Origin of the sequence: Sedimentibacter sp. MB35-C1, from assembly GCF_030913635.1 — a bacterium.
Lineage (GTDB): Bacteria > Bacillota > Clostridia > Tissierellales > Sedimentibacteraceae > Sedimentibacter.
Map to the genome: position 1 here is coordinate 1,021,692 of NZ_CP133188.1, position 14,416 is coordinate 1,036,107.

Annotated in this window: 2 protein-coding genes; both read left to right on the forward strand. The window is 40.0% G+C overall.

All coding sequences use genetic code 11. The features are described from left to right. The first annotated feature begins 75 nt into the window (after nt 1–75). Complete coding sequence (locus RBQ61_RS04720) at nt 76–7,995, forward strand: hypothetical protein (RefSeq protein ID WP_308139363.1); 7,920 nt, start codon at nt 76–78, stop codon at nt 7,993–7,995. Nucleotides 7,996–8,007: 12 nt separating this feature from the next. Continuing rightward, a complete protein-coding gene (locus RBQ61_RS04725) occupies nt 8,008–14,373 on the forward strand; it encodes an S-layer homology domain-containing protein (RefSeq protein ID WP_308139364.1) in 6,366 nt (2,121 codons plus the stop codon). Nucleotides 14,374–14,416: the final 43 nt, after the last annotated feature.

Genomic DNA, 14,416 nt, shown 5'->3' on the forward strand with positions numbered 1-14,416 from the left:
AACAATTATACATAGAGCTAAAGGCATTACAATATGGTATGCGGGGATTCAAGTTTAATAAGGAGGGAGATTTAAATGGTAAGCAAAAAAAGAAAAATTGCTTTGGTTTTGGCTTTAGTAATGATGATTTCCATAATTCCGATTCAAGTATTTGCGGGAGATTCTGATGAGATTAATTATAATGTACAGAAACCGGCAGTTGGTGTTATGAACATAGTTAATTCAGAAAATGATTTGTTCAGAAGAACTTATTTGCGCAAGGCAGATGATAATTTCAACCTTGTATATAAATTTACAAGAACTTCGGAAAACAATGTTTCCGGTGCAAGCAGCATATTAAGTTACAATACCAGCATGAAGCATTATGAAAACGGTGATTACTGGAAAGCTTATTACAATTGGAACTATCAAAAAAAGATAGAAAAAACTTACGATGGCGGCACATATTATGTGTATGAACCTACTGATGGGAATGAAGGTGTTGGAAGCCTTTTTTCAAGTGGGCATGTGTATATGGATTTTTCTGCAGATCTTACGGCGGATGAGCACAGAAATCATTGGAGACATGATGCAAATATTCTTGATCGCGCCTACACTTCAATCAATCTTGTAAATGATGCCGGAGTGTATAATTTTATTAGCCTGACAAGTGACCGGGATGCCCCAGATGAAAGCGCTGTTAATCATCATGAAACAAGGAAATTAATGGTGAGAGACAGATTAGGTTTGCAGCTTTATTTTACAGGATTGGGTTGCAAATGCGGCAGTTCAAAAGTTTCCAAGGTATCTGTAGGCCTTGTAGACAAAGTTAATCCGAGGATAACAACAATTACGTCAAGCAGAACACCTGGAGGGGAGGAAGAGACTAACGGGTTTAAAGCGAATGAAACGGGATATGTAAACCTCTACTTTGATGAGCTGATTCGTTTTGCTTCTGATGAACTGCCATTAGAGAATGTTATGCTGAATTTTGTGATTATGGGCATTGAAAATAATGTTCAGGTAAATACAGAAGAAATTAAAGGTAGGCTTGTAGAAGTTACAGGAAAAAGAATGTCATTTAAGTTTGATGTTCCGGAAATGCTGTCTGAAAAGCCTATAAATGTGTATATTTCTGGAATTTCAAGCAAACAGGACTGGACCAACAGCATTGGAGGGGAAAAGAAGTTTCCGCTTGTGCTCTTAGGGAAAAACGGAGCACATGTAACAATTGAGGGCAGTCTGGCACAAGTAGAGGAATTGATAAAAACCTCGTCATTGATTACTGATATGTCAGGAAATCCTGTAAATTGGCAGCAAAGCAACCGTGAAATGTCAACAAAGTGCTTCTTGGATAATGTTGCTCCAAAGGTTATGTCTGTTGACATAAGCGGAGAAAGGATATCGGCAGAAAGCAGCCAAAGCTCTCAGGCCGAGGATTGGCCGGAAGATATAGACAGAAGTGCCGTCTTTGCCGGAATTGGAGATGTATTGACATTTAGCGCGAAACTTAGCGAACAATTGAGCATACCAGAGGGGGTTCAAGAGGTTACTGCATTTCTTAATGTAAAAGATGGATCAGATACGGTCAAATTAAAAGGAGCAGCTCTTAAAGAAATAGACGACGGAGTTAACGGAATAAAAGTTTCTAAAGTTATTTTTGAGCCATTAGAAATAACTGAAAATATGGTGCCTCAGGGAGAAATTTCTCCGGTAAAAATAACAAAAATTGAGTTTCCTGACGGTACAGCAGATTACAGGCAAAACATAATTACCGGCAGTGATTCTGACATTCCGGCTGCATCTCAGCAGCAATACTTGGATACGCAGCTTCCTAAAACAGAAGCGGCAGTTAATGAGTATGAAGGAAAATACACACCTATATTTTATAACAGCCAAAATAAAGAAGAATTTTATTTTCCGATAAATATAAGTGATGTTGATGTAATAAGTGCAAACAATGAATATGCAAGTGGAACAAACGGAATGACAGGCAGTTTTGCATGGCTTGATGAAGATTCTGGGGGGACGTACGCTTTTGAATACTATGTATCTGCATTATCGGATAGGCCTTCTGATGAACAGTATATGAAAGGAGTAACCAGTAATGAAATTGGTAATCTGATGACTATGGCGTTTAACCAGGTTGAAGGCGGAAACTACATACATATCAGGTTGCTGGACGAAGAAAGATACAATATGGTTGATTCTGAAATAGTTGTTTTGCCCGGTGATTATGCACAGAATAAGGGAAAAAACAGTTTTGTAATGAATTATTCTGCTGACCTTGTTGGACCGGAGATAATTTCTTCTGGTTATAGGCAGGATTTTGATCTTGTTGATAATAAAGGAACAATGTCCGCTTTTATTATAATAAAAGATTCTATAGGAACTAACCCAAATGATGTTGAATATCAGTGGACAAATAAGGGTGAAGGGCCTTCTGCTGAATGGAAAAATTTTGTAGGTGAGACGGAGAGTGGTTCAACAGATAAAGCTTTGAAAATAAAAATAGAAAGTCCTAAGTACGGAGCAGGTGAGATTAAAGAATTAGATCTTATTGTCAGAGCATCGGACAGAAATGGCAACATGTCGGAATATATGAGAATACCATGCACGTTGGATTTCACAAAGGCGAATCCGAACATAGAAATAAAAAGGGGCTTGGACATACCGGCTGATACTGTTGAAATAGGTATGGATTTAAATTCTTATTCTGGAGGCAGTGCAGGTTTAAATGGCCTTCCGGCAACGTCTGTAATTATGATTAAAAATCCTGAAAAAGAAAAAGAATATTTTGTTACAGCAATATCCAGTATGGATGATTATTTACTGGATGATAAAAATGGAAAAAATGATTTGCTTTACGCTCTTAGGGTTATAGAGAAGTATGGGGACTCAATAGACAAAAAACCTGTGGTTTCATCATATTCTAAGTGGTATAAGGCTGATGTAACAGTTAATGGTAGTGGAGCCTACCTGCTGGACAGCGATGAGCTTAATGAAGATGATATATATTTTTTAGGCTCAATGCTCAACCCCATATCATCATATATATGTAATGGTAGAAGTTTGTCGTATTACGGTGAAATAGATATAACATTTGTAACTGCATACGGATATACGCCGCAGCTTACAAATGTATGGAATTATTCGAATAATGAAGCATTGCCTGTGAATGTGGATTTTAATGAGCACGGCTGTGGTGACAGCACAGCTTTTTATCTGGATACGGCGGACGGAGTATATCTTGAGCGTTATGATCTATACGGGCCTGATAAGGAAAACAGCTTCTACTACAGCGGAACTTATATTGATGGAGAGTCTACAACTGCTTCGGGAATAGAAGGGCAGGGTTATGAGATAGTAGATGTAAAATTTCCAATTACAAGGATAGAAGGCAATATCAATGTTCAGGAGTTTACCGTTTCGCTGGCACCGAATTGGGTCGACAGCAACACAAAGACTATGGGGGTAAAATTTGGAGAGGGTTTGCAGGCTGACGGAACAGAAGGTCTTTTGTGGGGAGATGAAGATTATGTTCCGGGGGGAACTGCCAAGTATTTAAAAAATCTTGACGGTGCCAGAGTACCGTTCACCATTTATAACCCAGTTGTGCTGGGCTGGGGAGTGAAAGAAATGGATTTTGACAGCGATGATACATACGTCGCTTTGTATTATACTGAACACGGAGTGGATGAAAGTGGATATTTTGCTACAGCGGAAGGAGGCTTGAGATTTTCAGACGGAAACAGCTATAAAAAAATAAGTGAACTTAATCCTTTGATTAAAACCAAACCGATTGCTGCAGCAAATGAGCAAATTTTTGTAATACCAGAGGGTATTACGGATAGTACAGGTTTTTATGCTCTTGAAGTGTCCTTAAAATCATTAAATTCCGACATAGTGAAAAAATTTTATTTTTCAGAAATGTTTGTTGACGGGTTTTCAGTTGCAGATAAAGGAGTGGATTATTACAGGGTTGCTGCATTTGATGAAGATGACAGATATGTATATGGCGATACAATTGAGTACAATCCAAACGATGATTTGGAATATGGGCCTAGCAGCATACTTATAGGAAGTTCTCCGGACTTGGATGATTACAAAATAGAAAGAGGACTTTACATGAACGTAGGGGTAGAAGGAAGCTTGCCTCATGGCGGAAAACTGGTTTATTTTTATGGCAACGACCATAAGTTTGTTAATAGTGCTGAGCATCCTGACTTGTATGCCGGAGGTATAAAAATATGGAATGCTGCAGGCACATTGGATGGAGATGCTCCGGATTATGTTGAATGGCAGAATGTAGATTATTCTTTTGGCATGAACTTAAATATAGTTAACAGTTCCGAAGAAATTAATGAAAGCAGCTATTCAGATGACGGAAGATTCTGTCTGCCTGTAATAAGTGATGAAGTGAATACAATATGCTACCAGCTTTGTCTTTCAAATGGAGAAATGATGCCTTTAAGGCAGATTACCGTAACAGCTTCAAGCAACGGACCAAGTTTTGACATGGTTACCGAAAGCAGCAAGGAAGATGGATGGGCATCATCAGTTACAGTAAGCGCCGAGAATGTAGTTGCCGTAAATGGGGCAAGAACATTTAATTGTTATGGTTCGGAAGATAAAGAGGAAGAAAACATGGGGCCTGTAAACTTGAGGTGGAATGGTGATTATTACTTCTACGTGTCTGATATGGCAGGTAATATGGATATTAAAAAGCTTAAGGTGGACTGGATTGATAACGAAGTTCCGCACATTGAATCAGAAAAAATTTCCGGTGCACCCGGTAATGAATTCCACGTTAAGGTCGAATTTTATGATTATGATCATGATGCCACCGATGGGAAGCTATATCTAAGTTTTGATGAAGATTATTCTGCCGTGCTTAATCAAAATTCAGGCACACCAGGGCTTGTATCTGTAGAAGTACCTCTTCATGAAAGCGGAGTAGGGCTGTGGGAGGCTACGTCCCCGGAGGATGCCAGAATGGGGATATATAAAACAGACTCGGTTCTTTCTAATAATAATATGACAAAGACTGTAGAAATATGGGGAGCATTTAAGTATGACGACAGCAAAGAGGATGGATACAGTGCAAGGTTAACATTCAGCGGCTCCGATCAGGCCGGTAATATATCAGAGAGTTATGAAACAGATTATTACTATGATGATGAGACAGATGAATTTCATGAATATTACGGCGATCCAATAGAGGGAACGTATCTTGATTATAGTCCTGCAAATATTGAGCCTAAGTATAATGATGCTTTCCTTACACCGGATGATAAGGTTAATTTGAATTTTACAGCTCCCGTGATGGTTACAGAGCCGTATAACAGTAATCCGCGGTTTTCTGCGGATACTGATTCAGCAGCAGTATACTCCGATGGTTCGTGCAGCATTTCATATATGGATCTGTTTGGAAATAACTATACGGAAAATGTAAATATTACAGCATTTAATGATTTTAACGCTTATATAAAGTATACGGAGATACAGCCTACACAAAATGATGTTACTGTTGCGGTTGAAATACCAAAAGACAGTACAGCGGTTATAAACGAGCTAAAAGGTACAATCAGCAAAGATAGCGGAGATACTTCTGTGGAAGGAATAATTAAAGAAGGCGGAAAATCAGCTGAAATTACATTGACGGATAACGGCAGTATTATATTGACGATAGAGAATAAAGGAAAAACGAAGGACAGAGTTATAAAAATATCCAATATAGATCGTTTTATTGAACCGGTCACTCCATATATTTACTATACAGCTGGAGAACCGATGCCGGGTGAAACATTTACTACAGATGTTGTTGTGGCAGGTCTGAACTGTAATGAGCTGCTTACCGGAACTAACGGCCCGCTTACGTATACATTTACCGATGGTGCAAAATCTGGAGACAGCTATACATTCGAGTACGAGGACTTAGCTAGAAATAAGGGGTCTGTAACGGTGTCATTGGATTATGATGTAACTGTAATGGAATTGGATGAAATGCCTCCGGAGTATAATGTTGTGCTTTATTCTAAGCTTGATTATATGAATCAGCAAAGGGACAGTTTCAATAGCAGCGAAAGCATAGAAAAAGCGATTGAAAGCCTTCCTGCTGCACAGGGATACATGCTCATATTCAATATTTCCGATTCAAGCCCTGTTAAGCTTATATTGAAGGAAGAACTGTCACCTAGTCCTTTATATGATGACGTAAGCGATATTATTAGCGGTGTAACTGTAAACGACAGAGCTGTAATGATAGATGAAAACGCACAATTTACAATATATCTTGTTGATGAACAGGGTAATGCAACATCGTTGCCTCTTATGAATTTTAATAAAGTTGACAATGAAATACCTACCGCAAATATTGAGTATGTGGCGGAAACATTCTATTCAACTGTGGGGTACCTGTTGCCGGATAATGATGAGGAGATTATTGTAACCAATGTAGCAGGAGTTGAAAAAAACACTTCTGCCGGAGAATATGGGGGAAAGTATTATCACAAGTATGAAGATAATGAGGAGTTTGTGTTTTACTATAAGGATCAGGTGGGAAATGCCAACAGTACTGAGGCACCTGTAGACTGGCTTGATGTGTCACCTCCTCAGGTTGTTTCTGTTAAGTGGACCCCTGTAGGCGAGGGACAGGGCATTGAAGATGGAATTTATCCCCCTCCTGCAGTGCCAACCAACAAGGATATATCGGCACAAATTAAGTTCAGCAAGACAGTTCAGGATGTTAAAGCATACTATAAAGGAACAAAAGAAGAAATAGAAAGAGCAAAGGTTGAGATAAGCTTTATTCAAAGCGGGGCAGTTATTACATATCACGAAAATGCAGATGTGGATTTGTATTTTACTTCCTATAATGGGAAGGATGCTTTGCTTAGTCTTGGAAGCGTTACATGTATAGATAAAGAAGAATTTAATGTTTCTGCTTCCTTTGAAGTTTCTAATGACAGGCAGAGGGTTAAATATACTTTTTCAGCAGATAAGGATGTGTTCATGGCAGAAAATTCTTCCGGAAACATTGTAGAATTTGGCAGGGAATTTGAGTACACATTTACTGCAAACGGGTCTTATGACATACACTTTACAGATAAAGCCGGGAATTGTTTTGTGTACACTGTCAAAATAAATGAGATTGACAAGGAAAATATGAAGGTTTATTTCAATACGACGGACAGTGATGACGGAGCTGTTGACAACGCAGGGAAACTTCAATTGAAAGGCAGTGAAAATATCGAGTTTTATGTTAAGCTCAGCAAGAACGGAGAAGTTAAATTTAACGGTGGAACTGCCGTAAATGCTGAGAAAAACAAATGGGTAAAATTTGAGTTTACGCCTTCCGGGGATACTGATTTCTATGTAGTGGAAGCAACGGACGCTGTTAGGGGAACCAAGGTGTACAATTATCTCAACGTACAGCTTCCTGACAGGGTGCCGCCTGCAATATTGTTTGCATCTCAGGTAGTATCCGCAAGAGAAGGAAGCAGTGCTGAGGACATATTAAGTATGCTTAAGAGCGGGGTTACAGTAAGTGATAACAGAGACGGAACCATTGAAGATTATGCTATATTTGCAGCCGACGTTCAAGGTCTGCCCATAAATATAACTGATGTTATTGAACCTGGCAGGTACAAGGTTACTTATGAAGCATCGGACGCCTCCGGAAACAAATCATCTTCGTACCGAATTTTGAGAGTGTACGATAAGGATTCGCTTAACCTTCTTATAAACGGAGAAGCAGCCGAGCATGAAGGCACAATGGTTTTAAGTACCGGAGAAATAACACTGACAATAGAAAATCTGCCGGCGTACGGTACGAATAAAGAGCCGAGCACCGTATTTTGGAAGGAAGGCATAAAAACTCCAGCGCAAATGAAAATCAAATCCGTTATGGCAGAAACAGACAGCATTACCCTGCCGGACGAAGGATTTTATACAATTTACGTACGTGCGCAGGATAGAAAAGATTATATAACCCATGTCTATATTCAGAAGTAAGGAGGCGATAATATGAAACAAAGCTTCAAACGTGTAATTTCTATAGTTTTAATTGTCACAATGCTGATGGGGTATATGCCCCTCCGCGCTGTGGCGGAACAGTTGCAGGAACCTGATGAATATGTGTTGAATAACGGATTCCTTGAGGTTTCTGTTTCGGCTAAAAACGGATCATTCCACATACGGACTGCAGATGGAGATAAGCTGAACAAAGACGACAATAATAAAAATTTATTATTTCCCAACGATAATGATAACACTTCATTCACATCATTCAGAGTGAGGAGAAATGGAGTTGTAAAAGATTATATATTCGGAGGAAAGTACAGCTTTCTAGGGCTGGCTGACCGTGCTGTAACGGTTACTCAGGATGCAGCCGGAATAACTGCTGTCTGGGGAATCGATGACCTTAAGTTCACACAGAGAATACAGCTTGCAAATACGGGTTCCAATAATCACGGTATGGCATATATATCGTATACTGCAGAAACTACCGGCGATCCGGCAGACATCAGTGCAAGAATATTGATGGATACAGCTTTGGGATATCAGGACTTTGCCATATATGAAATGTCAGGAGCTGATAATACCTATACACGAGTAGAGAAGGAAGCACAGTACTCCAATAATGACGGAAACTTATATGAAAAAACATTTTTTGCTTATGATGATGTAAATAATCCGACAATATTGGCATACACAGTGAATGCATCTGTAAATGAGAAGGAATGTATTCCGGAAAAGATTGCATTCGCACATTGGAATAATCTAGCTTCAAGTGTGTTTGATTTTGAGCCGGATCAAGAAATAACATTTACAAACCCAAACAATAAGAAATATCTCACGGCCGACAGTGCTTATGCATTGTATTATAATGTTGGAACAATAAGCAGCGGTCTGCCCGGAACGGTGGCAACATACTATGGAGTGTATTCCAACGAAAAAGTTTCTAATAAGAGCACCGTTGCCGTAAACTTGTCGTCTCCTCCGTCAATGACATTGTCTTCTGACGGAAAGACCTATGAAGGACAGTTAGATGAAGGTAATCCAGGTGATTTTACAATACAAACATATATTGAAAATTATATTTCTGATACATCTGTAAGATATGATAAGGTTAAGGTTGCTGTTTACTGCCAGACCGGCATAACGCCTATAGATGATGATGGTGTTCCTCAGACGCAGGCGAGCTATGCCAATCCATACACAAAGGAAGTAAGTGATTTTAAAGTTGAGGAAACAAAGAGTGTTTCGTGGAAATTCAATGCGGCTGTCGGTGACGAAGCCGAATACAGAAAGGTTCACTTTAAGGTATACAATGTAAGCTCCCAGGTAGATCCAACCGGAAGCGGACAGCTTTTGGAGGAAAATCTGCTTGGAGAGGGCATTTGCTATATACTCTGTCCCGGAGGAGACGGAAAACTGCCTGAAATAAAATTTACCGGGTCTTCTCCTGAAATAATATATAACGAGGGCACACGGCATTTATTTATGTCAGGAAGCAACTTCAGCATGCTGGAAAATAAATCTGAATACAAAGTTATTGCAAAACCTGAATATGCAAACGGAATATCCTATGTTGTGCCTTCTGAGCAATTTCTTATTGATACAGAGGAAAACACCATAGACGTGGTTTTTTCAGAAAAGATGAATACCGGAAATTATCAGCTGGTTATAGATTATACAGATACCATGAAAAATGATATTTCTGCTCCTGCAATGAAATTTACGGTCAGTGACGACAAAACATATAGAAATGATGGTTACGGTGTAATTGCAATAGTGCAAAAAAAGGGAACATCACATACTGATTCAATGTATGAAATTAAAACATTTGGAAGTGAATCGGCATATGACAAAGAAAAATCAAGCATTGGCGAGGTATTAATTGAACTGAAAGGTGAGTTTAGCCCTACTGATCAGGTTGCCGATGACGGCACTGTACTTAAATATACCGGTGTATCTGCCGGAAGCGGCAAGAATGTAATGACTGTAAACAACTGCATAGACGTGGAAAACGGAAGTGTTACTGTTACAATAAATAAGTACGGACAAGAACAGCAGGAAATTAATGTGGATTTTGATGCTGAACTTTATACAACAGGGGCGAGAACTACAATATGGAAAGGTGGCATTTCTGCTTTGACATCTATTGTGAACGGTGCAGACTATGAGCTCATTACGTATAATAAAAATGGGAAACGGCCTGTAAGTCCGGATCCTATGGCAGATAAGGAGAGCATTTCTCTTATATGGCCCAGTGCGGCAGGTGCGGCGCAAACCATAGCTGGAATGATATTTGACTTCCGTTACGGAGATCTTGGAGTAATAAAGGATGAAGGACAAGAGGTAAGAAGGGTAATAGGCTTTGGTGCATTGCTGGATCTTTCATTTCTTATTCCCAGCAATGCGGAAAAATCTCCTGTACAGCTTGATTTATTTGATAAAATAAATCTTGCTTTTCTTGAAGATAATTCGTATACATCAGAGCATATGAGAAGCGCCTGGGAATACCATAAGGATCAGGTAAAACTTGACCAGAAGGCCGATGAGGGGCAGGGATCTATAAAAGTTAAGGATATACTGTTTGGCGGAGAATACATAGGATTCAATACGCTGGTTGAGCTTCAAATTCCGGGATATACTCCGGCAATGCCGACTATGGAGGCAAAGCTTGCCATAAACACAATAGGCGATTGGGAAGTAGGAGTTGCGGGAAAGTGTAAGTTCACAAAGCTTGAGGCGGAAGTCGAAATAAATATTAAAGGCAAAGACGGGTACCCGGTTCCCGATAAACTGTATTTCTTTATAAAAGGGTTCAAACCGGGAGTAAATATTGACGGGTTTGGAGTAGTATGGCTTCAGGGAGGAGGCGGCGGAATAGATAAGCTGTATGATACAATTTTTGCAGCAGATTCCGTACCGCCGCTAAAGATACTGTTGTCTGCGCAGCTGTCAATTATGCAGGCATTTTCTGCAAGAGCCGATTTAGCTCTGAGCTTGAGAGGTATCGGAATAAAAGTCAGCAACGGAGTAATAATGGATACGGATATAAAGGTTTTAAACCATGCACAGCTTCAATTTGATTGGTATCCTGATTTTTACTTCATGGCTTCAATAAGTGTAAATATTTTTGAGATAATCACGGGAGGAGGCTATATTGTAGTTGAAGACGACGGATTCTTTGAATTTTATGTAAATGCTTCTGTCAAGGTTCCTGATGTAGTACTGTTTATAGGAGGAATGCATCTTGGGAGTGTCTTTCTCGGAGCAAATTCTCAGAGAATATGGGGAGGAATAGAGGTAATAGGAATTAATGCAGGGGTATGCTACTACTGGGGTGGAGATCTTGATTTCGGGGTTGGAGAACAAGCTCCTCAGCCATCGTTCCCCGAGCTTTTGGGAGTTGATGATATTCCGGTATATACCGATCCGGAAACAGGAAGGATTCTGTATATGCATGTGGGAACGAATTTTGAGTTTGTGGCACAAGCAGAGCTTGTTGATAACATAGGCCTTCCTGTGATTTTGATGGATTCAGCTACAGCTGCCAGAGTAAGATCAAAAGCTGACAAAAGTGAGCACATTCTCAATCTCGGAGAGAGACAGGGAGAAAATGATGCGATACTGTCAATAAACTACAATGCTGATACAAAAGAGCAGGCAAAAGAAATTGCGGAAAAAATAAGTATAACTGATTCAGAATCAAAACCGTATGGCATAAATATATATAATTCGGAATACGAAGCAGATGCACCTGAAAACAGCGGAGCAAATGCGAATTTAACTTACAATTCCTCAACTGGAAAAGCCGGCTTGAATATTACATTTACGCACGGGGAGGATTATGATAAGGAATGGAAAATAATCACATCAGATGCACCGGCTGATTTGCTTCTTTACAATGTTCTTCCCATGGCTGGTATTGATTCCGCAGATGTTTCGGGCTCTGGAAGCAATATAACAGCATCGTGGACGGGGACACAGCTTGAAAAGTTTGAATCATTAAGCTTTATGGCGGTTAATAATCCCGCTGATACTGAAGGAACGCTTATTTACAAGACCACTGACAAGAGTGTAATAGCATCAGGTACGGAGAGTTTTGACATTCCTGACAGTCTTGAGACAGGAACATATTATTTAAAGTTAACAGGCATAAAAGAAGGAGAGCTTTGTGAGACTGCAATATCTTCCGGAACATTTAGCTTTACAAATACCAAGCTTCCGTTGCCACCCGCATCTGTTTCTGCGTCAAATGGAGGAGATTATCAGATTGATGCGGATGTTGAGGAGCCTCAGGGCAGTTTTGAAGGCTATCTGGTAAATATTTATGAAGAAAATCAAGATAATGAATGGGTGCTCAGCGAAGCAGGAGGCATATCATATGCGAAGGATGCGTCTAAGATGTCGGTTGGAGGGAGATACAGCTATACTTACGAATCAGAGGATGAAAGCGGAAACACAGTAACAGAAGAAGTTATACGAGGGCTGGAACCGGGGAAATCTTATAAACTGGGAGTATCTGCTTACAGAGAAGATAATTCGAATCCGGATAAACCTCTTGTATATTATTCCCGAGAAATTATGTCAAACCAGGTGGTGTTGGCAGAGCCTCAGACTGCGGTTATTGAAATTTCCGCACCGGGAAGCATAGCTGTAGCATATAGTGCAGGTGAATCCGATACTGTATATGTTGATACCTACAGAAGCGGTGATATAACATTCAATGTTCAGTCAGACCAGAAGGTTTTCGGAACATGGACTCTTGACGGTGCTGAAAAGGATGACGCTGTGTCGGCCGGTACTGTAAATAATTCTGACAGCTGGGAAATTTCTCTTCATGGCCTTGATGACGGAAATCATACACTTGCATTCATTGGAGCCAACCGAGCCGGTGACGGAGTTCTTGTGCAGAAACGTTTTGCAGTGGATACACTTCCGCCGAGACTGCTGCTAGAAGCTCCATTAAACGGTGGATTCTTTGAAGAGGACGGAAGTGTTGAAATAAAAGGTATCACTGATCTGGGCGCAAAAATTACAATAAATAATACAGCATATTCACCTGAAATAAGCAAAGAAGACGGAAGTTTCAGCCAGACTGTCAAACTTGATGCAGCAGAATTAATTCACGAGGTTGAGATTTCAGTATTTGACGAGACAGGTAATTCCGTATCGGATAGTATTACAGTAATAAACAAGGCGCTGGGCAAAATTAATAAACTTAAGATTTATGCCGGCGGCTATGATGTTACGAATAAATCGCTGACAGGCGGAGAAGATTTGACATCACAGGAAACAAAGCAGCTTATTTTAAAAGCTGAAACCTTAGACGGCAGTGAAATTATATTAAATAATTCACCTTTGCTGTCATGGGATGCATATGCAGCTTCCGGAGGTGCTTCAGTTACTGATGACGGAGAATTCTCAATGACGGCGGGTGCGCGAGGTATGGTAAAAGGAAGTCTGATGGTTTCCGATGAAGGCAGCATGACTGCAGCGGCTGCGTTTGGATTACAAAGTGCAGGAAGTCAAAAGGATGCATCATATTATGCGATCAATGTGGTTCAGCCGATAAAAGGAGGAAGCATAAGTGCATCTCATTCTGCTGCAAAAGCGGGAACATTGATTACAATAACCGCAGTGCCAGATTCGGTATATGTCTTAAATAGTATTGTTGTAAACAGCGGAACCATAGAAGGGACTGCATTTATAATGCCGTCCGGCAATGTTACCGTGACAGCTGAGTTTAAGAAAAAATCAGAAGGAGGAGGTAATCATTCTGAACCCGATAAAACTAAAGAGCAACTTCAAGAAACTCCTTATGATGCTTTCACTGACATAAAAAATCACTGGGCATTGGAATACATAAAGGCTGTTGTAGAAAAAGGGTTGTTTAAAGGTGTGTCTGAGAGTCTTTTTGCTCCCGATTTTAGCATGACCAGAGGAATGTTTGTTACAGTGCTTGGAAGAATTGATAATGCTGATACCGCAACTATTGAAACATTATTTTCCGATGTGGATTCCAGTATGTATTATTCGTCCTACGTGACGTGGGCAGCAGAAAAAGGCATAGTTAAGGGAGCAGACAACAATATGTTCTTGCCTGATGCTCTCATAACAAGAGAACAAATATCAGTGCTTTTGTACAGATATGCAGTATATAAAAAGTATATTACAGAAACCGAACAAACAGCAGGCATGGAAATATTCAGCGATTACAAACAAATTTCCGCATATGCTGAAGAAGCAATGAAATGGGCCGTGGGCGCCGGAATTATAAAAGGCAGCAATGACGGCGGACTTCATCCTTCAGACAATGCAACGAGAGCGGAAGTAGCGGCCATGATTATAAGATTTATAGAAATGTATGAACAGTAGTCAGCCAGGGCACTGTCGTATGCGACGGTGCCCAAGTAGAGGA

Bases quoted from the DNA above. Each gene is read 5' to 3' on its own strand.
- RBQ61_RS04720 (WP_308139363.1), top strand. From the start codon at position 76: ATGGTAAGCAAAAAAAGAAAAATTGCTTTGGTTTTGGCTTTAGTAATG.
- RBQ61_RS04725 (WP_308139364.1), top strand. From the start codon at position 8,008: ATGAAACAAAGCTTCAAACGTGTAATTTCTATAGTTTTAATTGTCACA.